This is a genomic window from Geitlerinema sp. PCC 7407 (assembly GCF_000317045.1).
GTDB lineage: Bacteria > Cyanobacteriota > Cyanobacteriia > PCC-7407 > PCC-7407 > PCC-7407.
The window spans coordinates 3,183,209-3,206,393 of the sequence record NC_019703.1 but is presented as its reverse complement, the minus strand read 5'-3'; the positions used below and the strand labels follow the sequence as shown (position 1 = coordinate 3,206,393).

Annotated in this window: 22 protein-coding genes; 10 read left to right on the top strand and 12 right to left on the bottom strand. The window is 59.4% G+C overall.

Annotated features, from left to right (window positions below; translation table 11 throughout):
• Positions 1-118 precede the first annotated feature (118 nt).
• A complete protein-coding gene (locus GEI7407_RS13065; protein ID WP_015172660.1) occupies positions 119-1,213 on the top strand; it encodes a M28 family peptidase in 1,095 nt (364 codons plus the stop codon).
• On the opposite strand, the gene thrB is transcribed toward GEI7407_RS13065, so the two are convergent.
• Positions 1,210-2,184, bottom strand: coding sequence for a homoserine kinase (gene thrB, locus GEI7407_RS13060; RefSeq protein WP_315863849.1), 975 nt, complete (start codon positions 2,182-2,184; stop codon positions 1,210-1,212). The two genes, GEI7407_RS13065 and thrB, sit on opposite strands and share 4 nt — an antisense overlap.
• A 190-nt stretch (positions 2,185-2,374) precedes the next feature.
• A complete protein-coding gene (locus GEI7407_RS13055) occupies positions 2,375-4,417 on the bottom strand; it encodes a hypothetical protein (RefSeq protein WP_015172658.1) in 2,043 nt (680 codons plus the stop codon).
• 722 nt (positions 4,418-5,139) lie between these two features.
• Here GEI7407_RS13055 and GEI7407_RS13050 point away from each other — a divergent pair.
• The 4 genes from GEI7407_RS13050 to GEI7407_RS13030 all read left to right on the top strand — a co-directional run bounded on the left by GEI7407_RS13050 (position 5,140) and on the right by GEI7407_RS13030 (position 8,943).
• Entirely contained in the window at positions 5,140-5,595 is a 456-nt protein-coding gene (locus GEI7407_RS13050; RefSeq protein ID WP_015172657.1) for a hypothetical protein, read from the top strand.
• Between the two features lie 367 nt (positions 5,596-5,962).
• Positions 5,963-6,634, top strand: a complete 672-nt coding sequence (gene ntcA, locus GEI7407_RS13045) for a global nitrogen regulator NtcA (RefSeq protein WP_015172656.1) — start codon at positions 5,963-5,965, stop codon at positions 6,632-6,634.
• A 428-nt stretch (positions 6,635-7,062) separates the two neighbouring features.
• A complete protein-coding gene (locus GEI7407_RS13035) occupies positions 7,063-8,529 on the top strand; it encodes a DUF3084 domain-containing protein (RefSeq protein WP_015172655.1) in 1,467 nt (488 codons plus the stop codon).
• Positions 8,530-8,538: 9 nt separating this feature from the next.
• Positions 8,539-8,943 carry a pre-16S rRNA-processing nuclease YqgF gene (locus tag GEI7407_RS13030; RefSeq protein ID WP_015172654.1) on the top strand — a complete coding sequence of 135 codons (405 nt, stop codon included), beginning with the start codon at positions 8,539-8,541 and terminating at the stop codon, positions 8,941-8,943.
• Between the two features lie 35 nt (positions 8,944-8,978).
• On the opposite strand, the gene GEI7407_RS13025 is transcribed toward GEI7407_RS13030, so the two are convergent.
• The 5 genes from GEI7407_RS13025 to psbH form a co-directional block, all read right to left on the bottom strand.
• Positions 8,979-9,242 (bottom strand): DUF3146 family protein, encoded by a 264-nt coding sequence (locus tag GEI7407_RS13025; protein WP_015172653.1) that lies wholly within the window; start codon positions 9,240-9,242, stop codon positions 8,979-8,981.
• Between the two features lie 4 nt (positions 9,243-9,246).
• Complete coding sequence (locus GEI7407_RS13020; protein WP_015172652.1) at positions 9,247-9,570, bottom strand: hypothetical protein; 324 nt, start codon at positions 9,568-9,570, stop codon at positions 9,247-9,249.
• A gap of 315 nt (positions 9,571-9,885) precedes the next feature.
• Positions 9,886-10,527 (bottom strand): aminoacyl-tRNA hydrolase, encoded by a 642-nt coding sequence (gene pth, locus GEI7407_RS13015; protein WP_015172651.1) that lies wholly within the window; start codon positions 10,525-10,527, stop codon positions 9,886-9,888.
• 111 nt (positions 10,528-10,638) lie between these two features.
• Positions 10,639-10,956: a TatA/E family twin arginine-targeting protein translocase gene (locus tag GEI7407_RS13010; RefSeq protein ID WP_015172650.1), complete on the bottom strand. Its 318-nt coding sequence runs from the start codon at positions 10,954-10,956 to the stop codon at positions 10,639-10,641.
• 149 nt (positions 10,957-11,105) lie between these two features.
• Positions 11,106-11,309, bottom strand: a complete 204-nt coding sequence (gene psbH / locus GEI7407_RS13005) for a photosystem II reaction center phosphoprotein PsbH (RefSeq protein ID WP_015172649.1) — start codon at positions 11,307-11,309, stop codon at positions 11,106-11,108.
• Positions 11,310-11,396: 87 nt separating this feature from the next.
• Here psbH and psbN point away from each other — a divergent pair, with 87 nt between their 5' ends.
• Positions 11,397-11,531, top strand: a complete 135-nt coding sequence (gene psbN, locus GEI7407_RS20290) for a photosystem II protein N (protein WP_015172648.1) — start codon at positions 11,397-11,399, stop codon at positions 11,529-11,531.
• A gap of 21 nt (positions 11,532-11,552) precedes the next feature.
• Here the strand turns inward: psbN and GEI7407_RS13000 are convergent, their stop codons facing one another.
• Positions 11,553-14,744: an alpha-mannosidase gene (locus GEI7407_RS13000; protein WP_015172647.1), complete on the bottom strand. Its 3,192-nt coding sequence runs from the start codon at positions 14,742-14,744 to the stop codon at positions 11,553-11,555.
• A 631-nt stretch (positions 14,745-15,375) separates the two neighbouring features.
• On the opposite strand from GEI7407_RS13000, the gene GEI7407_RS12990 reads away from it, so the two are divergent.
• Together GEI7407_RS12990 and GEI7407_RS12985 are read left to right on the top strand one after the other, a co-directional pair.
• Complete coding sequence (locus GEI7407_RS12990) at positions 15,376-16,359, top strand: ATP-binding cassette domain-containing protein (RefSeq protein ID WP_015172646.1); 984 nt, start codon at positions 15,376-15,378, stop codon at positions 16,357-16,359.
• Positions 16,356-17,144, top strand: coding sequence for an ABC-2 family transporter protein (locus tag GEI7407_RS12985; RefSeq protein WP_015172645.1), 789 nt, complete (start codon positions 16,356-16,358; stop codon positions 17,142-17,144). The genes GEI7407_RS12990 and GEI7407_RS12985 overlap by 4 nt, the downstream gene beginning before the upstream one ends.
• 106 nt (positions 17,145-17,250) lie before the next feature.
• Here the strand turns inward: GEI7407_RS12985 and GEI7407_RS12980 are convergent, their stop codons facing one another.
• The gene (locus GEI7407_RS12980) at positions 17,251-19,302 is read right to left on the bottom strand and encodes a cation:proton antiporter (protein ID WP_015172644.1); all 2,052 of its coding nucleotides are present in this window, start codon (positions 19,300-19,302) and stop codon (positions 17,251-17,253) included.
• Between the two features lie 805 nt (positions 19,303-20,107).
• Between GEI7407_RS12980 and GEI7407_RS12975 the strand changes: the two genes are divergently transcribed.
• A complete protein-coding gene (locus GEI7407_RS12975; RefSeq protein WP_015172643.1) occupies positions 20,108-20,701 on the top strand; it encodes a hypothetical protein in 594 nt (197 codons plus the stop codon).
• On the opposite strand, the gene GEI7407_RS12970 is transcribed toward GEI7407_RS12975, so the two are convergent.
• Positions 20,698-21,369, bottom strand: coding sequence for a hypothetical protein (locus GEI7407_RS12970; RefSeq protein ID WP_015172642.1), 672 nt, complete (start codon positions 21,367-21,369; stop codon positions 20,698-20,700). The genes GEI7407_RS12975 and GEI7407_RS12970 overlap by 4 nt on opposite strands.
• Positions 21,370-21,445: 76 nt before the next feature.
• Here GEI7407_RS12970 and cutA point away from each other — a divergent pair, with 76 nt between their 5' ends.
• The gene (gene cutA / locus GEI7407_RS12965; RefSeq protein ID WP_015172641.1) at positions 21,446-21,763 is read left to right on the top strand and encodes a divalent-cation tolerance protein CutA; all 318 of its coding nucleotides are present in this window, start codon (positions 21,446-21,448) and stop codon (positions 21,761-21,763) included.
• Here the strand turns inward: cutA and GEI7407_RS12960 are convergent.
• Both GEI7407_RS12960 and GEI7407_RS12955 read right to left on the bottom strand, forming a co-directional pair.
• Positions 21,760-22,059, bottom strand: coding sequence for a hypothetical protein (locus GEI7407_RS12960; RefSeq protein WP_015172640.1), 300 nt, complete (start codon positions 22,057-22,059; stop codon positions 21,760-21,762). The genes cutA and GEI7407_RS12960 overlap by 4 nt on opposite strands.
• A 43-nt stretch (positions 22,060-22,102) precedes the next feature.
• Positions 22,103-23,161: an ABC transporter permease gene (locus tag GEI7407_RS12955; protein ID WP_015172639.1), complete on the bottom strand. Its 1,059-nt coding sequence runs from the start codon at positions 23,159-23,161 to the stop codon at positions 22,103-22,105.
• Positions 23,162-23,185 lie beyond the last annotated feature (24 nt).

Here is a 23,185-nt window from a genome sequence, read left to right as displayed (position 1 = left end):
TGTGGGCTTCAAATTTCAGCAATATCCTAGCCTACGCTCTGCCGCTCCTTTGACGGGAAGTGCGGGAGCTTCTGGCGATCGCCGTCGTCAACGGAGGGCAGACGCTAGAGTGGAAACCATGCTGCCGACCAGAGTGATGGGTGTGTGGATTCGTGCGCTGCTGCTAATGCTGCTGACGGTGGGGGTCGTGGTGGCCTGCCAGCCTCGAGATTTGTTGCGCTTGGGCGATGGGCTAGCGCCGCGGCCCTTGCCCACGGAGGCCCCGTCACCGACGCCGCGATCGCCCGCGATCGCCCCCGTCCCTGCTGCTGAACCAACCCCAACACCAATACCCCAAGTCGTGGGCGATCGCCTCTGGCAAGACCTCGAAGCCCTGAGCTTTGAGCGCTTTTCGGTGGCCGATCGCGATCGCGCCCAAGCCTACATCACCCAGCAGCTCCAGGCCGCAGGCTGGACCGTCACGCCCCAGCCCTTTGACGACGGGGCCGGGGTGAATCTGCTGGCGGAGCGCCCGGGGGCCGCGCCCACCGCTGACACCCTGCTGCTGGGGGCCCACTATGACACCGTGGCGGACTCTCCAGGCTCCGACGACAACGCCACCGGGCTGGCGGTCTTGCTAGAAGCGGCCCGCCTGCTGGGCGATCGCCCCACGGTTCGGGGGCTCAAGCTGGCCTTTTTTGACCTCGAAGAAGCGGGCTTGCGGGGCAGTTTGGCCATGGCCGCTGAAGATGGGCTGATCGCCGACTTGGCCGGAGCGGTGGTCCTCGACATGGTCGGCTACGCCTGCCGCGAGCCCGACTGCCAAACCTATCCCGAGAACCTGCCCATCCAGCCGCCCAGCAACACCGGCGACTTTGTGGCCGTGGTGGGCGACATCGAGCATCCCGGCCTGCTGACCGCGTTTCAGGAGGCCCGCCAGAGCGACTCCCCCGGCGTGTTCACTTTGCCCGTACCCTTCAAAGGGCTGCTCACCCCCGACACCATGCGCAGCGACCACGCGCCCTTTTGGTATCGGGGGCTCGGAGCGGTTTTGGTGACGGACACGGCCAATCTGCGCAACCCCCACTACCACACGAGGAGCGATCGCCCTGAGACCCTCGATCGGGATTTTTTCATTGGGACGGCCCAGATTGTTGTCAACGCCGTGACGTCCATCCTCGATAGCGCCGAGCCCCTGGGTGTGCCGGGGCCTGCATTGCCGCCCTCAGGCTAGACGAGCCGCGCCCCCTGCTGATCCACAGCGAGCGATCGCACCTCGGCTTCGATCCCTTGCTCCGCCCAGGCGGTCTGGATGGCCTGCTCCACCGTGGGGGCTGCCTCTGCGCTGGTCAGCGCCAGCAGGGTCGGTCCCGCGCCGCTGATCACCAAGCCGTAAGCGCCAGAATCCAGCGCGCTCTGGTACACCGCGTTGAAGCCACGAATCAAAGCTTGCCGGTAGGGCTGATGAATCCGGTCTTGCAGCGCCGTCGCCAGCCAGTCGCCCCGCCCGCTCTCCAGGCCGCGCACCAGCAGACCCAGGTGGGCCACATTAAACACCGCATCCGCTCGGCTGTAGCTGCTGGGCAGGACGCGCCGCGCCTCCTCCGTGGACAGCTCAAAGTTGGGAATGGCTACTACAGGCACAATGTCCGAGTGCCAGTCGATCTCGCAGATTTCCCAGGAGTCATCGGTGCGCGAGGCCGCCAACCGGCACCCACCGATCAGCGCAGGCACCACGTTGTCAGGATGCCCCTCCATGGCGATCGCCAACTCCATGAGCTGAGCCTCGCTCAGCGGCTCCCCGGCCAGGGAATTGGCCCCCATCAGGCCCCCCACGATCGCCGTCGCCGAGCTGCCCAGGCCCCGGGCCAGCGGAACGCCCAGCTCAATGTCGATCGCCACTGGCGGCACCGCATGACCCAAAAACTGGAAGACTTTGACGAAGGCCTGGTAGACCAAGTTGTTGGCATCGACATTCACGCGATCGGCTTCGGTGCCGCTCACTGTAATGGTGACCGCGCTGTCGCTGGTCTCCTGCAACCGAAAGCCAAACTGATTGTGCACCGTCAGGGCCGCGCCGAGACAGTCAAAGCCAGGGCCAAGGTTGGCCGTAGTGCCCGGTACGACGACGGTTGTAGATGAGAGAGAGGCAGCCGTATTCACAATATCGACCCAACAAATATAGAGGATAAGCCGGGGGGCGATCGCCACCGGTCTTGCATTTTAGCAAGATAGGCGGGAAGCCCCACGCTCTCCGGGAAGAGAGCGGAGAGTCTGTCATCACCCTCCGGCTCTGCTCTTGTGGTCCAGGTCTGAGTGAACTGTCATTGCAGGGAGAAGTTGCCAAATCCTCCTGCTGAGTTCCTCCCCACAGCTCCATCTCAGCAGCTCAGGACTAGAACTGCCCCGGATGATCGTCGAGGGCCAGCAAGAAATTGATCAGGTCCGTTTGCTGACGAGGATTAAAGCCCGTTGTCCGATCGACAAAGAAGTCGTGGCCGCTGCCATCCAGATTGGCGTTGACCAACTCTGGGTGGGATCGGTTGGCCTGCACGACCTCGCGTCGCAGCTGGCTATCGACGAGGGCCCGCAGGCTGCTGGCCGGATCCGCCGCAATGCCCTTGCTGAGGGTGCCCCACAGGCCCAAGCCGCTCTCATCTTCGACCGTGAAGCGACCATCTTCAGACACCTCCAAAGCGCCCTCTCTCACGGCCACGCCGCCATCATGGAGATAGGGCGCGCTCAGGTACAGACCCAGCAGGGAAGTGGTTTTGTAACCACCATCGGGCAGCACCCCTCGCGGCAGAGACGTCGATGACTTTGAGATTCCCCGCGTCGGCACATCCAGCACTTGCGCCGTCTCGGAGACCGGCACGGAGGCATCAAAGCTGTAGAGCTGGGGCGCTACCAGCAGCTCATTGAGAGACAGGCGAGATTCGGCCCGAGCGGGGTTTGTGCCAATGCGGCGCAGCGGGTGAATGCGGTTATCCGTGAAAAAGGGCGCTACGTGGCAGCTAGCGCAGTTGGCCTGCCGGAAGACCTTGGCACCCCGCTGGACGGATCCGCTCGCGATCGCCTCTTGGTTCGCCGGGGTCTTGTTGGCTGGCGGCACGAGGCTGTTTTGCCAGGCGGACATGGCGTTATTGGCGAACATGAAAGGACCACTGGCGACATCGTCCGATTGACCGGAGTCGGGGGTAAACACGAGTCCGTTATAGGTGGCAAGGCTGGGCCGAGCGTTGGGATACTGCCCAGCGCCGGGGGCGACGATCTGATCTTCTAGTTCAGCCTGGGCTGGGTTTGGCGCAACCAATCTGAGCCACTGGGAAGGCTTGATGGGTGGGCCGTCGGGGAGCCGGAGCTGCGGATTGGCGGCGTTTTGCAGCATGGTGCCGAGGTAGACCTCGGGATCGATGCCAATGGTTTCGGCGCTGATCTGCGCTGCGGCCAAGAGGTTGATTTCGGAAGAGTGAACAGCGTTGTTGGTGACGCTCAGACCGGCAAAAGGCCCCACTGCAAATTCACCACCAGCCGTGTAGGGATGGTTTTGGAAGGTGAAGAGACTGGGAATTTGGGTGGTGTTGCTGATACTGTCGGGCGAGCTTTCGAAGTGGCCAAAGGGCACCTGGAGCACGAGCCGATCAAAGGCTTCCTCAAATTTTTGAGGATCTGGCAGCTGAACGGGTTGATTGTTGCTGTCTAGGATGGTTTTGCCATTGCCCTGGTACTGGGGATCGAGGGGGTTGATGTTTAGGCGAGCGAAAGCCGCAGCGGAGTTGGGGGCTAGGGCGACGAGTAGGGGAATATTCAGGTCGCCGTTGGGCACGCCATCTAGGCGATCGCCCCCGGGAGACTGGGTCACATGGCAAATGGCACAGGTGATGTTGCCCTGGGAGGTGAGACCGATGGGGAAACTGCCGTTTCTGGGGACATCGAGGCCGGTGGGGACCGAAGCCCCAGCAGGATAGGTCCAGCCGCCCAGGGAAATCTCTTTTTGCAGCTGAAGAACGACGTTGTTGGTAGGCTCTCCGCCTAGACCCGCGATCGCCGCCCCCAGCTCCGGGAAAACCGTTTGTAGGCCGGTCCCAAACCCAAAGACACCTTGAAGTCCAAAGGTGTCGCCAATTTTACGCTCGAAGAAAATTTTCTCTCCCTGATCGATCAGGTCCTCTGTAATTTCCACAGCGCCAACTTTGAGATAGGACTCGGCATTCCTGGGATCGAGCCCTTGCCGACGAACCAAGCGGGCTGCCTGAGCCGGATTCAAAAGCTCACCAAAGTAGTCGTAGTGGCCTGTGGGCTGAGTAGGAACGGGGCGCAATAGAGGGTCCATTGCCAAGCTTTTGCGGGCTCCCATGGTGATCGTAGAGATGAAAAAAGCGGCAAGACTTGCCAAGAAGATCAGCAAGAAAGTTAAAACGCGTTTGTGCCAGCGCATGTTTTTTAGAACGTGATTAAAAGACTCGACAAAGCAGCAAAAAATTGGAAGCCAATTCATGAATTAACCGCCGCTCTACAGAACCAGCGATCGCGCTTTATCGGGCGATCGCTTCCCCAGGCCTGTAGCCGAAATCTTGATCAAAATTCACATGAACCCTTGACTCTGGCGCTCCAAAATTCAGCTAAAACCGTCGAATGTTCGACGATCGGGACTCTGCCTTTGCCAGCTTGGATGAACCCCTTGATGGGCACCTTGAGGGTCATCTGTGGCCCTAAACCCACCCTCTCCACAAACCCTTCACCAAAAGGTTCTTGGAGCGATTGGTTTACAAAATAAAACCTGTTGCGATCGATCTGAAAACGATTTGAAGCGCATTATTGAGTTGATGTATAGCTTATATTGTCTGACGCAAATAAATGCTTGATTTGCTTTAAAAATTTTTGAGTTTCCTGAGAATAAAAATGAATGATCTCAATTGAATTGCCCAAAGGACTCGACAGAAGAAGTGATTAAAGAAATCGCAGCATCAATTGTGACCAGAGTTGTGATTTTTCGAGGCTGACCCTCCTGCCCTTCGAGGGGCGATCGCCCCTTGTCCAGCTTTGCTTCCCCTCTAATCTTTAATCCGTAGAATCCCGTGGTCCTGCCAAAATGGCCGTAATTTTACGTAAATTATTTTTTCTAGAACTCAATCTCAAAGATTCATAACAGTTTGAAAAATGAAAATCAGTCACCCCCTTTTTCAAAGTGCGCTGCTTCTGCTGTGGGGAGTGAGCGTCGCCAGCCCGAAGGCGATCGCTCGGGAGCCCGATTTTCTGTGCTACTGGCAGGATGACTCCGGGGCAGTCGTGGATCTCTCGGGCCTCTGTCGCGGTGGCGGGCGATCGCCCGAAGACGCCAACACCCTATTTCTCCAGGACTTTCAGGCGATCGCCCGCCAGTCCCCGGCCAGCGTCCAGCCAGATCTGGTCAGCAGCATCACTGACTTCCCTGACAGCGCGATCGCCGCCGCCAAAACCACCTGTCGGGTCCTGCGCTTTGCTGGCCCCGCTGCCGCCCAGCAGCGCAAGGCCCGTCTGGCGGCCCTCACTGGCTCTGCCAGCGGCTCCGCCCGCCAAGATCTCATTCACACCCTGGCCCTACAGCACTATTGCCCGGACCTGGCGGGGCGCTAGACCCATCGCTGACTTTCCCCCGACTGCCGCTAAGATAGTCTCAGCCAAAAATATTTTTGCTTTGTCAACTATCCCAGGCTAGGTTATGCTGCAAGACTCCGAAAAAAGCAAAAGCTTGGCCAATTCGTAGATTTTCGGATGACTCCGGGGATCACTTTTCTCTATGGCGCTCCTGGTCGCGAGGCAGTTTCGAGGGCCATTGTGTAACAAGCAGTACAAAAAAGCCCTTGGGAGTGCGTTTAAGTGTTCTAAAGTCGTCGTAAAGTCAGCAATTGCTCACACTCGACTCGCAGCGACTGTGATTGATTCAGACGACTCATCACGCGTGGTCCAGCGGAGTTGCTGGAGTAATGGCAGGGAAGGGGATATGGTCGTGACGCAGGACAAACCGTTAGCAGCCGTTTTCCGCCAGATCAGTGGCGGTGCGTTTCCACCCGTTGTGGAAACCTTTGAGCGCGGCAAGACAATCTTTTTTCCTGGTGATCCCGCTGAGCGGGTCTACTTTCTCCTGAAAGGGGCCGTGAAGCTCTCGCGGGTCTACGAAGCCGGGGAAGAAATCACCGTTGCGCTACTGCGAGAAAACAGTGTTTTTGGCGTTTTGTCGCTGATTACGGGGCATCGCTCCGATCGCTTCTACCATGCGGTGGCCTTTACGCCGGTGGAGCTGCTGTCGGTGCCCATCGAGCAGATGGAGAAGGCCCTCAAGGAAGACCCAGAACTCTCGATGGTGCTGCTTCAGGGGCTCTCGTCGCGAATCCTGCAAACGGAGATGATGATCGAAACCCTAGCTCACCGGGATATGGGGTCTCGGCTGGTGAGCTTTTTGCTGATCTTGTGCCGGGACTTTGGGGTGCCGAGCCCCGAGGGCATCACGATCGACCTCAAGCTCTCCCACCAGGCGATCGCGGAGGCCATTGGCTCCACGCGGGTGACGGTGACCCGCCTGCTAGGCGATCTGCGCCAAGAAGAAATGATCGCGATCCACAAGAAAAAGATCACGGTGCACAACCCAGTCGCCCTGAGCCAGCAGTTTACCTAGGCGAGGCTGCTGGAGGGCCAAAACCCACCCTTTTCCAGGGTTCCCCTGCGCCCCGCTTTTCCCGGTTGATTTGCAGCCATGATAGAAAATACATCTACCTGGATTGTTTCCCGCCAGGGGCTGGGATACTGTCCTTGGGGGTGCTCGATCCTGAGCTGTTGACCCTGCTGAGCGCGATCGCCTGCCATTCTCTGCCACCGTGTTAAACAAACGGACCAGGGGGGACTAGCGGCTAGAAGCGTTAGGCTAGGGTTCATGACGACTTTTGTTGGCATCTGCTGTACAACAAAAGCAAGGCTCAGCGAGACGGCCTGCCTTGACCGTGACAAAGCCTGCCCTAGCGGCAGACTCGGGCAATTGAGAAAATCAATTTCTCTCGATTGTTCAAGGGAGCGTTGGTATCAGCCGTAGGGGTTTGTGGGGAGTTAATGACCACTGGGTACATCCTAATTTTGGCAACGTTGCTGCTAGGCGGCGTGATCGCCACTGTGGGCGATCGCCTGGGCACCAAAGTTGGCAAAGCTCGCCTGAGCCTGTTCAATCTTCGCCCCCGGCAAACGGCGGTGCTGATTACGATTTTGACGGGGAGCGTGATTTCGGCTGCAACCTTAGGCGTGTTGTTAGCCATTGATAGCCGCTTGCGCACCGGGATTTTTGAGCTACAAGAGATCCAAGATGGGCTGGCGATGGCCCAGCGAGAACTAGAAGAGACCCGCGAGCAAAAAGACGGCGTTGAAGCCGAACTGGGCGAAGCGCGATCGCGCCAAGAAGCCGCTCAGCGCCGCCTGAATGCAACCAATCGCTTTTTGTCCGAGGCGCTGGAGCGCCAGACCCGCACCGAGGAGCAGCTGAACCAGGCCCAAAGCCAGCTCGATCGCACCGAAGATCAGCTCAGCCAGGTCGCCTCCAATTTCCAGATCGCCCAGGATCGTCTGGCCACAGTGACCCGCCAGGCTAGCATCCTGCGCAATGAAATTCAGGAGATCCAGGCAGAGCGGGCCGAGTTGATTCGTCAGCGAGATGCTGAACTGGCAGAGCGGGACGCCGTAATTGCCGATCGCGAAGCCGAAATCAGCGCTCGGGATGCCGAAATTGCCCAGCGAGACCAGACCCTGGCTCAGCGAGAGGCGCGCCTGCGGGATCTGGAGGCCCAGCGAGAATTTTTGGAGCAGGATGTCCGGACCCTCGAGCGAAACTTCCAGGTGCTGCGCCAGGGAAATGTGGCCCTTCTGCGCAACGAGTCTCTGGCCTCGGCAGTGGTGCGAATTCCGTCGCCCGCCACGGCCAGCAGCGTTGTCGATCGCCTGCTCCAGGAGGCCAATCGGGTCGCCATCCGCAAAACTCGGCCTGGCACCACGGTTTTCAATGAGCGGGTTATCCAGGTGCCCCAGGCCGAGGTGGACCAGCTGATTGAGCAGATCAGTGATGGGCGCGACTACGTGGTGCGCATTCTGTCGGCGGGGAACTACCTGGTGGGTGAGGCGCAGGTTCTGGTGTTTGCCGATGCGGTGCTCAATCGCCTGGTATTTGCTGAGGGGGAGGTGATTGCCTCGACCTCGGCGGATCTGGCCACCTTGAGCAATGACGAGCTTTCTCAGCGCATCGATCTGCTGCTGCGCCTGTCGCAGTTTCGGGCGCGTCAGGCGGGCATTTTGTTCTCGGAGTCGATTCAGATTGGGGATGGCCGCCTAGATACGCTGGTGAGCTTTGTAGAGCAGCTCCAGGCCCAGGAGGGGCTGGTGAATATCCAGGCGGTAGCTTCGGAAAATACGTTTACCGGCAGCCCGCTAAGGGTGAACCTGATGGCGATGCAGGGCAGTCGCGTGCTGTTCCAAACCCCGGAGACGGGGCTGGAGGCACCACCGGAGGAGGAAGCGGGTGTCACGGCCAACTGAGGAGCAGAAATGGTGATTGTAGGGTTTGATCCGGGCCGCCAAAAGTGCGGCGTGGCGGTGATGGGGCGCGATCGCACGCTGCATGACCATCAGATCGTGGCGTCGGAGGCGGCGATCGCCCATCTAGAGGGGCTGCGCCAGCGCTACGCGATCGAGCTGGTGGTGATGGGGGACCAAACGACCTCCAAAGAATGGCGAAAGCGCCTAGAAGCTGAGCTCCAGCCTGCGGTGCCGGTGGTGCGCGTCGATGAGCGCTACAGCACCCTGGAGGCGCGCGATCGCTACTGGCAGATGTATCCGCCCAAGGGGCTCGGACGCTGGATGCCGCGATCGCTGCGGTCCATTCCGCGGCCCATTGACGATATCGTGGCTATCCTGCTGATTGAGCGATACCTTGCCCAGGGCTTGTCCTAGGGTGGCTAGGCTGAGGGCTGGAGCGTTCGGTGCGCCTAGAGCTTGGCGCGAATGGTGAAAGAGTAGTCGCCCCCGGGCTCTAGCTTGTAGTCGCTTTGCTCCAGGAAGCGGGTCAGGGGCTCGCGAATCAGCGCCCGTCCGAGGGATGGCTGGACCTGCAACTCGCCCCGGCGAAAGTGCCACGCAAACTGCCAGGCAAACTGATTAGCCGTGACCTCCCCCTCGATTTTGCCGTGGTGCCAAGACTGATGAGTAATCCGGACGTAGGCGGTGGTGTTGGGCAACCGATGAGCACTCACGAGGTTAGAAAGGTTTTTGCTTGGTGAGACGTCGAGCCTCAGGCTCTAGTATCCAGAGTACAAAACCTTTTGGGACGTGCGTCAAGAGGACTTGATTGCCGCGGCTCATAGAGCGAGCGGCGGCTCGCTGGGCAGCTTCGAGGGTCGGAAACAAACGCAAATAGCTGTAGAGCTGGCCGCCATGGGCGATCGCCCCCGTTGGTCTGGGCAAATCCGGCGCCGTAATGTGGCAGTGCTGAACCTCGCGACTATCCAGCACCCTCGCCTCGGCCAAGGTCTCTGCGGGTTGCCAATCAGTTTGCCAGTCAGACAAAGAGTAGCTGGACATAAAAAAGGGCATCTCCTAGGGCTGCAAAACTGGCATCTCCAAGGCAGACTGCGCGAAGGGATGGCCATCCTCTTTCTGCTTTCGCCCGCAGCCGCCCACTCCAGCAAAAGCACCCTAATCTGAGCAGTCTACCCCTAGAGTGCAGCAAGGCAAAGGGATTTGAAGCGTGCGTTCCCTGGCATTGGCAATGATTTTCAAAAAGAAGGAGAGGGGCGATCGCCAGCAATCTCAGTCGTGGAGATAGCTCCAAATCTATGACCAGCGATCGCCCCGTGCCAACGGGCAAATTACCCAAAACGCTGCGTTTTTCCGTCCTTAGGGGGTTGACTTGGCAGTTTCCGCCAAATTGAGATTGTTGTAGCGATTCATCGCCATCTCGACCCCGCGTCCTAGGCAAACCTCCGTCACCTCCGTGACGATGTTCAGCACCGCCGTCACCAGGGGCTTTTCCTCCGCTGCGAACTGGCCCAGCACGTGGGACACCGTGTCCTTGTCGTGGCCTGAGGGCGTCTTGGGCGCCCCGATGCCGATGCGCAGACGAGGAAAATTCTGGGTGCCCAGATGAGCCACCAGAGACTTCATGCCGTTGTGGCTGCCCGCCGATCCAGACAACCGCAGCCGCAGCTTCCCGAGCGGCAGGTCCATATCGTCGTAGATCACCAGCACAGACTCAGGCGGTAGCTTGTACCAGTCCAAGACAGCCCGCACAGACTGCCCCGACCGGTTCATGAAGGTCAAGGGCTTGAGCAAGTGAATCTTGTCGCCATGGGGGCCGCGACCGCTGCCCACCAGGCCCTGAAACTTGCGCTCCTCGCTCAGCGAAACGCTCCACCCCGACGCCAGCCGGTCAATGGCATCGAAGCCGATGTTGTGGCGAGTGTGGTCGTACTTGGAGCCAGGGTTGCCGAGCCCAATGATGAGTTGTGGAACCACCGGGCCTGAGGACGCTGCGGGCATGGGAGGAAAACAAAATTGCAGAAGGACAAAGAAAACGAGCGCCTAGATAGGCGCTAGAAAATCGCCGTTTCGCTGGGAGAGGCGGCGATAGAACGCTGTGATGAAGCGTTTTTAGCCAACCCGATCGGCCGTTGCCTCAGAGGGAGTTTCAGTACTGTTGGCAGCGTTTCCGGCACCTTCGGTCGCCGGAGACAGGGCTGCTGGTGGCGTGGTTTCTAGGGATGCCTGCATAGGGGGCTGCATGGCCCGCTCGATCTGCTCGGCCTCTCGCCGAAACTCATTCTCAAATTCTTTGGAGGCATCCTGGAAGCCGCGAATGGCTTTGCCGAGGCTGCGACCGATCTCCGGAAGTTTTTTGGGGCCGAAAACGAGTAGTGCAACGACCATGATTATGGCCATTTCCGGTAAGCCAACGCCGAAAACGTTCATGCAGTCATCCTCCAGGCAGGGTCACTTAGCTTTTAGTATAGTGTGCGCCCAGGCAGCGATTTAAACGAAAAGACCCGGCAGGGCCGGGTCAGTGCTGGAAAGACCGCTGGGTGAAACAGGTCTTCGCTAGCGTGCTGTGCGATCGACGCTTAGCCGCCGAGGCTTCTCCAATCCACGTTGATGCCTTCGAGCAGGATGGAGGAGTTGTAGACTTGCAGAATGATGAGCAGGAAAACGAGGAATAGCAGCATGAAGCCTGCCATCACAGGGGTGGTTCCCCAGCCTGGGGCAACCTTGCCGTACTCGGAGTTCAGAGGCTTGAGGACATCTCCCAACCTAGTCCGCTGTGCCATGAGTCACCTATAACCTAAATTTGGAGAGAATTTTTTAATGTTCTGTAATACTAATATCATAATGTTTCAACTGCATCCTTAATTTTTATGGATACCACCGCTCTTGCCCTTGGTGTTTCGATTTGTGCATTTCTAGTCGTCATTACGGCACTCTCTATCTACACTGCCTTTGGGCCGCCGGCCAAGAACTTGGCTGATCCCTACGATGAGCATGAAGACTAAAGAGGCAATGGTCGCTTTGCTTCACAAAAGTTCATTACAATCCTGGGGCAATAAAGAGTGATTTTGCAGCCGAAAAGTTGCAATTTGCCAAGGTTGAATTAACGCAGAAAAAGAAAGATTTTCGGGGGACTCTGGTGCACTAGCGCAAGGGTCGAGCGATCGCTCTAGGATGTCCAAACCCTGGGCGATCGCCAACCCCCCAGAATTTTGGAGGGTGAGGGTGCTGGCGCTGCCTTGGGCTTCGTAGCAGCGAAGGATCCAGCCGTTGCCATCTTCCGCGCGCTTGAAAGCGCTGAGAATTACGCCGTCGCTCATCGGCAGCAGGCTCTGGCTGGGGGGTAAGGTGCCCTGATGGGGAGCTGAGCGGAGCAAAAGGGCCTGAAGGGGCTGGTTGAGCTCGTGGCCCCGGTGGACGGTGCGGGCGCTTTGCCAGCGATCGCGGTGGGGATAGAGCGCATAGGTAAACCGGTGCTGGCCGCGATCGGCGTTGGGGTCGGGCCAGTTGGGGCTACGCAGGAGGCTGAGGCGCAGCTGGCTCGGGCGGGCGTCGTAGCCATACTTGCAGTCGTTGAGCAGGCTGACGCCGTAGTCGTCCTGGCTGAGGTCGGCCCAGTGGAGTGCGGGCACCTCCCATTTCGCGGTTTCGGCGGAGGTTTGGGGCCGGGTGGGCCGCTCGATGGCGCCAAAGGGAATTTCGTAGGTGGCGCGATCGCTCTCCACCGCCAGGGGAAAGGCGGCTTTGAGCAGGACTTGGCGATCGCGCCAGTCCACTTGGCTGGCGATTTTCAGCAGGTCGGTCCCGGCATCGAGAATGTAGTCTTGGCGAATGATAGAGTCCCCCAAGCGGCGCTGGACCCGAATCTGCTGACGCAGGGGGCCACGCTCGATCCAGGCGATCGCCTCTAGGGTGGCGGCGGGCAGGGGGTGCGCTTCGTAGTTGGGATCGATATTCCAGGCGTCCCAGTACTGGCCGCGATCGCGAAAGGCCTGGAGCTGGTTGCCGGGACCGCTGAGCACCTCGCGCTGCTGCGCCTTGTCAAAGACGCGCTGAAGGTCGCCGCTGTCAGGGTCAACGTCAATTTGCAAAAACTCGTTGCTTAAGCGCCAGGGCGGCGTTTCTGCTGGAGCCGGGACGGGGGCGATCGCCTGCTGCCTGAGCCAGTAGGTGCGATAGCCCAAGGCGGGCACCTCGGCGGCAAAGATGAGCCGAGGTTCTGGGAAATCTGGATCTTCCTGGAGCACTTGGGACAGAATCGGCTGACCGTCTAGGTCCCAAACTTGCCAAGCGTGGCCTGGGTCCGGGGAGCTGGGCAGCGCCAGGGTGACCAGCTCAGCGCGCGACCAGTTGAGGGCGTTGAAGACCACGATGGGCCGCGCCTCTAGCCAGGGCGGGCTCGGGAGCGCCAGGGCAGCGGCGATCGCCTGGAGGGCCTGGTCTCGGACCTGGCGAGCCGTTTCGGCTGCTGTGGCCCAGGACTGATTTGCCTCCTCAAAGACCTCGGGAATCGACGATCCGGGCAAAATGTCGTGGAACTGATTGAACAAAACCTGTTTCCAGGCCTGCTCAAGGGCGCTCTGGGGATAGGACGCGCTGGCGACCCAGCTTGCGAGCGACGCAAACAGCTCAGCCTGGTACAAAAGCTGCTCACAGCGCCGGTTGGCGAGCTTTTGGTCAGCGTGGCTGGTGTAGCAGCCCCGGTGAAACTCCAGATACAGCTCGTCCTGCCACTGGGGCAGCGGCTCGGGCAGCTCAGCGGCGATCGCGTCGAGATAGGCCGCCATGGGGGTGAACTGGATCTGCGGAAATAGGGGCGATCGCGTCCAGCGCCGCGCCACCTCCAGCATGTCTCGGGTGGGGCCGCCGCCGTGGTCCCCTACCCCCGGCAGCCAAAAGGCCTGACGACTGCCGGTTTGCTGCTCCCAGTCCCGGGCGTAGGTGCCCATCTTGACCGGGTCGGTCGCCTCGCCGATGGGCGGCGACATCCAGCTGAGGATCTCGGTGCCATCGGGCGATCGCCAGCGAAAGAAGCCGTGGGGAAACTGGGTCGTGTCGTTCCAGCGCAGCTTCTGGGTGACGAAGTAATCGATGCCCCCCTGCCGAAAGATCTGGGGTAGCTGCCAGCAAAAGCCAAAGCTGTCGGGCAGCCAGGCCACGCGGCTAATCTGGCCAAACTTGGCCTCGGTGTAGCGCTGGCCGTAGAGGACTTGGCGAGCGATCGACTCTCCGCTAACTTCGTTAAACTCCGGCTCCACCCACAGACCGGCGATGATTTCCCAGCGGCCCGCCCGGACCTGCGCCTGAATGGCGGCAAAAAGCTCGGGCCGGTTGGCTTCGAGCCAGGCGTAGAGGGCGGGGCTGGAGTGCCCAAACAGCAGCTCAGGATAGTCGCGCTGCAGGTCCAGGGCCGACTGGAAGGTGCGCTCGGCGGCCTCCCAAGTCTCGGGAATCGGCCAGAGCCAGGCCAGATCGAGGTGGGCATGGCCCAGCAGGTGCAGGCGGCGATCGCGAATCCAGGGCGTCTCAGCGGCGATCGCCGCCCGCAGACGAACCAAAGACGCATCAAACACCGGGCGATCGCCCACCTGTTCCCAGGCCAGCCCCCCTAGCGCTTGGGCCAGCTCCGCTTCCTGCTCTGGCCGAAAAGCGCTCAGGTAGCCCTGCACCACGGTCAGCTCATCGGCCACAAAGCCCGGCTCGGGCCGAGATTCATCGCCGAGGGCCTCAAAGATCAGCTGCGATCGCACCAGCGCTCCGTCGTCGTGGCCTGGACTGACCAGCCGAATCGCCAAGTCGATCGCCTCTCCCGGCTGGGCCGCCGCCGCCAGCAAGATTCGCGCCGAGCAGTCAAACAGGTCCCCGACCTGCACCCGCTGACCATTGACAAACACCTCGGCAGACTCCGCCCACCAAGTCAGGGCCACCCGCAGCGTCAGCCCCGTCAGCGGATACCCCGCCAGCGTCGCCGGGATCACCACCCGCTGGCCCAGCCACAGCACCTGCTGTCCGCGGGACCACGCAATGTGTCGGCGATCGTTTAGGGGCGCTGGGGTCCAGGCGTCCCAGGTGCGCGCGTCCGTTGCCTCGGCGATTGCCCACTCTCCTAGGTGCCAGCGCCACTGCTGCTGCAAATCCTGCTGGGTTAGCGATCGCAAACGCGCGATCGCCGAAGCAATTTTTTCTGAAGCGGCGAGAGAGGCTGGCAAATCCGACATGAAACGCTCCGATACGGCTCAAAAACTCCCCCGCAGAAGTATCAAAAATCAAGGCAAAAAGCCAGATTCACGGGGTTTTACGGAAAAACTCCAAAAGCTGCGCGCTTTGAAGCGAGAGGTTCCGATTGTAAGGCTTTGTAACGCTCAGCCTGATCAACGGGCTCGGCTGCCTGGGGAGGGCGAGGCGGCTTTCTCCAAGAGCGATCGCCCGCTCAATCTCAGCCCCAATCGCCTTTGTGCGAGACTGCTGGCGGTCATGCACCTCTAACTTTTTACAAAACACCCCCGGAGGAATCCCTCCAGGGGTTGTAGTCTCTTAATAAAGACAGACTCATTCACTGCCCCAGTTCTGAGCAACTGGGGTTTTTCTGACTAACGGTATATCACAAGGCCGCGCGGACATCACCGGAATTTCTTAATTTTCGGTAAATTCTTAAACCGCCTCAACACCTGCGCCGCGATCGCCCATTCTGCAAGGACCTTCGGCCATGGCGAACCCATTTCCGCTACAGTGGAATCGCGGTTCTCCCCATGAATAAAAAGTACTGGCCGCTCTTCCAACGCTGCTGGTTCCTGGCGAGAAGCCGCGTCTTCGGTGACCCCTGTCTGCGCGATCGCCCCTTTCTCGATAATGTCTATTATTTCCGTTCAAGATCTGAGCAAGGTCTACCCCGTCGCCCTCAAAGACCCTGGTCTGGGGGGGACGGTTCGGCATTTTTTCCGTCGCACCTACCGCCAGATCAAAGCGGTTCAAAGCGTTTCTTTCTCCATTGAGCCTGGGGAAATTGTGGGCTTCTTGGGACCCAACGGCGCTGGCAAAACCACCACCCTCAAAATGCTCACGGGGCTGATCCATCCCTCCTCGGGCCAGATCCAGGTGGCAGGCCATGTGCCCTTTCAGCGCAAGGCGGCCTTTCTGCGCCAGATCACCCTGGTCATGGGCCAAAAGCAGCAGCTCCTGTGGGATTTGCCAGCTCTGGACTCGCTGCGGATCAACGCGACGGTGTACGGCCTCTCGGATCGAGACTTCCGGCAGCGCCTGGGGGAGCTGACCGAGATGCTGTCCCTAGAGAGCAAGCTCAACCAGCCGATCCGCAAGCTCTCCCTGGGCGAGCGCATGAAGGCTGAGCTTTTGGCGGCCCTGCTCCACCAGCCGAAGGTGCTGTTTCTCGATGAGCCGACCCTGGGCCTCGACATCAACGCCCAGGCCAGCGTGCGGGAGTTTCTGCGTCTCTACAATCAGCGCTACCAGGCGACGGTGCTGCTGACGAGCCACTACATGGCCGATATCACGGCCCTGTGCGATCGCGTGCTGCTGATCTATGCCGGAGAGCTGATCTACGACGGCAGCCTCGACGGCCTGCTGGAGCGCTTCGCGCCCTACCGAGAAATCAAGGTCGAGCTGGCTATGCCCGAATCGGCGGAGCGCTTGGCGATCTATGGGACGGTGCAGGCGGTGGAAGGGCGATCGGTGCGCTGGATGGTGGAGCGCGAGAGCCTGACGCGCAGTGTCTCGCAGATCTTGGCGGAGCTGGATGTGCTGGACCTGTCAGTGACGGAGCCGCCCCTCGAAGAGGTCATTGGCAGCGTGTTTCGCTCGGGAGTGGTGGCATGAATCAGGCTTGGAAGCGGATTGGGACGCTGCTGTCGGTGTACTACGCCTACATGCTGGAATACCGGGCGGAGCTGGTGCTGTGGGTGCTGTCGGGCTCGCTGCCGCTGATTTTGATGGGAATTTGGAATCAGGCGGCGCAGCAGGGCCAGTTTGGCCTCGAGCCGCTGCAATTTGTGCGCTATTTCTTGGTGGCCTTTATGGTGCGCCAAATCACCGTTGTTTGGGTGATTTGGGAGTTTGAAAAAGAGGTGGTGCAGGGGCAGTTATCCAACTACCTGCTCCAGCCGATCGATCCGGTGTGGCGCCATGTGGCGGAGCATGCAGCAGAGCGATTTGCCCGGTTGCCGTTTGTGCTGATTTTGCTGGCCCTGTTTTTGGTGCTCTATCCTCGGGCTGCTTGGGTGCCGCAACCGGGACAGTTTTTGCTGTTTGCGATCGCCGTTATCCTGGTTTTCGCGCTGCGATTTTTGATCCAGTACACCTTCGCTATGTTCTCGTTTTGGACTGAGCGAGCCACTGCCATTGAGCAGTTTTGGTTTCTGATTTATCTGTTTCTGTCGGGCATGATCGCCCCCCTCGATGTCTTTCCTGAAGGGCTCCGAGCCGTTGTCAGCTGGCTGCCCTTTCCGTACCTGGTGTATTTTCCGGCTGCTTTGCTGACGGGCCTGCCGGTGAACGTGGGCCAAGGCTTTTTGGCGATCGCCCTCTGGGGACTCTTTTTCTGGGTGCTCAACCGCTGGCTCTGGAAACGCGGCCTCAAGCGCTACTCCGGCATGGGCGCTTAGCTTTGGAGCGCGGCTCTAGAAACCACAAAAAGCGCCCCTACTAGGGGCGCTTTTTGTGGTTAAAAATCAGGCTGGAATTGCATCAATCTCGAACCAGTGGCCTGACCTAGTGGTGGGGTTCGCCCAGCAGGACCACGGAGCCTTCGAGATTCTCGATGATGGGGGTGAGCAGATCGCTGATCGCCAAGCCCCCAGCACTGGTTCGGCGGGAGATAAAGCGCAGAACTACCAAATCAAAATCAGACTCTAGGCCCAGGACCACCTTTGCCACATCCTCCGAGGACACCACCCAAACCGGGGTTGCCTTGGGTAGGCCGACCTGAGTTGCCATGGCCGTCAGCTGCTCTTGGAGCCAATTGACCTGAGCGGCGGGCGTGAGAGGGGTGCATACATGCAGAAGCGTCACGTTGGCTTGATTTTGGGCGGCGAGGAGCTGGCTAAACTGCAAAACCGGGACGGCTTGGGTGGTCACCGTTTCGATCACCGCCAAAATCCGCTGAATCTTGTGGGGAGCGTCTAGCAAGCGGGTGACGGCTACTGTGCAGTGGGAGGCCCAGAGGACATTGTCGATCATGTTGCCAAAGAGCCAAGTTCGCAGGCTGGTTTGATCGCCCCAGCCCATCACGATCAGCTGGGCGTCTTGTTCCAGGCTGGCCAGACTCACGCCCTGGGCGACATTGTTGTCAATGCGGACGAGGGGCTGGGCCTCGATGCCGTGCTCCCGGCTCAGCTCCACCGCCCGCTGCACCAGATTTTGACCCTGAGTGAAGGCGCTGGTCAGCTCCTCGGTGGGGCTCTGGGTGTGGCCGAGGGCGATCGCCAAGGGCACGATACGCCCCTGGGCCTGCTTGGCCAGCAGCGCCGCCATCTCGATCAGATTCTTCTGTGTATTGGGGTTAGAGACGGGCACCACAATCGTAAAAGGATGCTGGGGCGTCGCGTGGCTGCCCAGGGGCATTGCTTCTAGGGCTAGTTCTTCGGCCGGCAGCTTGAGGCCAACCGCCGATCGCGCTGTGATAATCGGCCCCAGCGTCGCGGTCACCAGCATCAAGACGATCACGCTGTTGAGAACTTCCTCGGTGAGCAGGCCCGCCTTGTAGCCCACCAGCGTCGCAGCTAGCGTCGCGGCCACCTGGGGCAGCGACAGCGACCACATCGCGATCATCTCCTGCCAGCTGTAGCGGTAGGCCAGCTTGGCCAACAGCGCCGCCACAAACTTGCTGCCGATCAGCGACAGAACGATCGCCAGAGTCAGACCAAAGGATGTCAGCGTCTTGATAAACGCCGGCACATTGATCAGCAGCCCCATATCAATAAAGAAGATGGGAATAAACAAAACGCTGCCGACAAAGATGACCTTTTCTTTGACCGGACTTTCGCCGACCACATCGTTCACGGCGAGGCCTGCCAAAAAGGCCCCAATAATTTTCTCAACGCCGATGAGCTGCGCACCTAAAGCCGCCAAGAAAACTGACAGCAACACAAACAAAAATTGGTTGCCTTCTTCATCACCGGACTGCTTGAAAAAGTGCCGACCAACCCAGTCAAACCCAAACAACACGACACAGGAATAGATGATCAAAGATCCCAGTAAGGTGATCAAATTCAGGGTCGTGAAGTCCCCCGCATGAATGCCGACACAGACGGCCAGCACCAAGAGCGCGCCAATATCGGTAAAGATGGTGGCGCCAATAGTAACGGTAACAGCCTCGTTTTTGACGACGCCCATGCGGCTGATGATCGGGTAGGCCAGTAGAGTATGGGAGGCGAGCAAAGAGCCAATCAGAATCGAAGCATTCCAGCCAAATCCGAAGGCTCGCCCCAAAATAATCCCGGTAACCATTGGCACTGCAAAGGTCAGACTGCCAAAGCCAATTGACCGATTTCGGGTCACCCGAAATTGTTGAATATCAATTTCGAGACCTGCCACAAACATCAGGTAGACAAGACCAATGTCAGACAGGAGGGCAATGATCTTGGAGTCGGATTGTAAAAGGTTTAGGGCATTGGGGCCTAGGACAATTCCAGCGACCAAAAGTCCTACTAGTTCGGGCAGGCCCAAGCGTTTAAAAATGAGGGGGACCATCAAGATGACGGCCAATAAAAGGGTGAAAGGAACGATGGGTTCCTCTTGAAAAAACGTAATGACAGATTCCATAGAGGGGTAACTCAGGGCGCGATCGCGCAAAAAGAAACGGAACGTTTGGGATGACAGGAAATGGTTTTGTTCAAGGGATAGAAGAATGACTCCGAAGGGATGCTATCACTATCGGCTCTGTTCTAGGGAATTGCTGTTGTCTGGCGTACCTCGAGACGGGAGCGATCGCCCTTGGAGCCAGTGAGCCAATCACCTCGATCGAACGGGCTAAAGACCCCTAAAGTCAATCTCTTTGGGTATGCTAGGAGATCTTGCCAAGACGGATGACTGCCAAGCGCGCCGGCTCATCTTCTCAAGTTTGTATGCCCCAAGTGATTAATAATAGTAAATAGTAACGATAGGATTTTCCCTGCGGTGATGATTGGTTTTCTTGATGAAAAAATAGACAAACCGATCATCTTTTGCGTCTGATTTTAGGGTCTGAGATTTTCTGACCTGACTATAGAAAAGCTTAAGAATTTTGGGTCCAGGGAATCATATTAAGCGCTTGTTTTGAGGTCGGAGTAGAGCAAGGTCTAGGGTGCGATAGGTGACGAGGGCGCTCAGGCAGCTCAGGAAAAGGCTGGGTACTTGAAAAAGGATCCCCGATCGCCGATTGCCGTGAGTTTGCTGCCTTGACTGTGCAAGGGGCAGAAATTTGCTTTAAAAATGGAAGAAGAGCCGTCTCAGGCTCAAAGACGCCCTTCTAGGGGCGATCGCAGCCTCCCATAGGCGTTTGGTCATCCAAACCAGCCCAATCTTCTTTCTACCTGTTGGCGCGATCGCCACGCTGCTTTTGCTTGCTCCCTCCACGCTTGCTGAGCCGATGCCCTACACCACCGCTGATCTCATTCGCATACTGGATCAGGAGCTGCGCGCAACCCGTCTAGGCCAGCGCGTGCTGCTGTCGCCAGAAGACCGCATCAACGATCCGGTCCTGGCCAAAGCGCTGGGCACCGATCAGATGAGCCGGATCATGGCCTACCAGGACTTCCGGACCGAAATCCACCGCTACCAGCAGAAGCACCAGATCTCGGGTTTGGTGTGGCACGAGTGTCGCTTTCGCGGCAAGAGTGTCTACGTGCCAGAGCTGCATCCCCAGCTGTCGGCGGTGGAGGGCGACAAAGAAACCCTGATGGCGGCCAAGGCGGAAATTTTGGCGTTTTGGTGGGACGCTGCTGAGTCCTTGACCCTGTGGGGGGCGGCCTATGACCCGCCGCCGCTGTCGCGCGCGGCGGTAGAGCAGCTGATTGAGGCGGCGGAGTGGGCGGAGATTTCGGCCATTCAGGCGGAGCTGTACCTGGGGCTGTGCTGGGGCGATCCCAAGGAGTATCACTGCCAGTGGGCCTACCCCGACTCGGGCTGCCACCGGGTGGTGGCGGCGGCGGGCAAGCCCACGGATGTGAAGATGTGGCTCTAGGAGGCGGTGCTGACGGTTTCGCTGGAGCGGGTCGCGCCCGGTAGCGAGGGCCGCAGGCACAGATAGACCAGAGGGCCGATCAGGGGAACCAGGGCGATCGCCCCTAGCCCCGACGCCAGAGTCAAGCCGCGCCGCCGCAGATCATCGCCCAGCAGCGCCGGAAACAGCAGCGACAGCAAACAGAAGTCAAGGGTCATGATGTGAACAAAGCGATCGCTGCGCCACTGAGCAACAAAGGCGCTCCAGTCTCCCTGGCTGAGGCCGTAGGCCAAACAGGCGATCGCCCCTAAACTCAGGACCACCCCCAGCAGCCGACTATCCCAAAACTGAAGCAGGCGGCTTTTTTCGCCTGAGAAGGTCGGGTTGGGCTGGCGCAGGGCCAGGTAAGGCAGCAGCGCAAAAGCCCCCACGCCAAAGGAAAGGGCGGCAAAGGGCCAAGCCGGCAGCTTTTGGCCGTGGCCGTCGGCGTAGAGAACCGCCCCGTAAATCATGGGCCAGATGCCCATAATGTTGAACTCCGCCACGAGCAGGGGATTGATCGCGTCCCACTGGCCGGATGAGAGCCGGACAATCAGGTCGAGGGTGTCGGGCTGGTTCGGTGGCGCAAAGCCGAAGGCATAGATCGCGAAGCCCAGCCACAGCAGCCCAAAGCCGAGTTTTCTGATCATGGTGATGAATGGTGAATTTGAACGCCAAATTATTATGGTAGGCCGAGGCTTTCGAATCTGAGGAGGAACCAAAGACATGACCTATGGTGTGGTGCTCGTGACCGCTCCCTCTGAAGCGGTGGGGCGATCGCTCGCTCGATCTCTTGTCGAGGCGAAGCTGGCGGCCTGCGTCAGCCTCACGCCCATCACGTCGATCTATCGCTGGCAGGACACGATTTACGACGAGCCCGAATGGCAGCTGGTGATCAAGACGGACCTGGGCCAGTTTGAGGCGATCGCCGCCCACATAAAGTCAGCGCACCCCTACGACGTGCCCGAAATCATTGCCCTGCCCATCACCGCTGGCCTCCCGGCCTATCTGCAATGGATCGGCGAAAGCACCGCCGCCCCCTAAACCCGGAAAAACTCGACCGTTGGCAGCAGCGGATCGCCGACCACCCCAAAGCCTGTGAAGCTCCAGCGCTGGAGCACCGACGAGAGCTGGGAGCTCGGCACCGACTCCACCGCAAAGCTCGTCGCCACATCGGGCGCGTGGGTGTTGAGATAGCTCAGGGCGTCCGCGTGCTCCCGAAAAACCAGCACATAGGTCTGGGTCGGCGCTCCCTCGCTGGCGTCGGGCGATCGCTGACGAGCCGCCAAGTAGCGCCCATCCTGGCGCGATCGCAGCAAATGATAAACCTCATAAACCATGGCTGATGGCCCAATAGGGTGTCAAAACGAGACCACAGGCGCTCTAGCGCAGATCTTCTAGACGAATCCGCGGATCGGCGAACTTCAGCAGCAGATCCGCCAGCAAGTTCCCCAAAATCAGCATCAGCGCGCCCATCATCAGACTCGCCATCACCAGGTACAGGTCCTGGGACTGCACCGCGCCCAAAATCAAGCGCCCCAGCCCCGGCCAGTTGAAGAAAAACTCCGTCACAAAGGCCCCATTCAGCAAGCTGGCGAACTCAAACCCCAGCAGCGTAATCAGGGGATTGATCGCGTTGCGCAGCGCATGAACGTAGATCACCCGGTTTTCGGGCAGGCCCTTCGCCCGAGCCGTTTGGATATAGTTTTGGCGCAGCACGTCCAGCAGCTCTCCCCGCGTGATCCGCTGGAGCCCCGCGAAGCTGGCCACGCTGAGGGCGATCGTCGGCAAGATCATGTGCCAGCCGATATCTAGGGCTTTCCCCACCGGATTGAGGTCAGCGTGATCAATGCTGGTCATGTCGCCCACGGGCAGCCACGGCGACAGATTTTGGGCCAGGATCAGCAGCAGCAGCGCCGTCACAAAGCTAGGAAAGCCCTGACCGACATAGCTGAGCACCCGCAGGACCCGGTCCACGCGCTTGTTTTGATTCACGGCGCCGATGATCCCTAGGGGCAGCGCCACCGCCCAGGTGATCACCAGGGAAGAAAAGGCCAGCAGCAGCGTCGCCGGTACGCGCTCCCACAGCAGAGACGCCACCGATCGCTGATAGACAAAGCTGGTGCCGAAGTTGCCGTGGCTGACAATTTGCCAGAGCCAGCGGCCATACTGCTCGATCCACGGGCGATCGAGGCCGAACTGCTGGCGCAGCTCCTCTAGGCGCTGGGGCGAAATCTGGGGATTTTGGCGCAGGGTGCTGAGGTAGTCGCCCGGTGCCAGCTGGATCACGAAAAAGCTCAACGCAGAGGCAAACAACAGCGTGATCAGCGCCTGCAAGAGTCGCTTGAGAATATAAACAGTGGTTTCACTCCTCAAAAACCGCGCCGGTCCGCCCTTGGGATTAGCCCAGTTTCGGAAGCGATCGAGGCTGCTGAATGTCATGACCTGTAGACCTCTGCGGAGCGT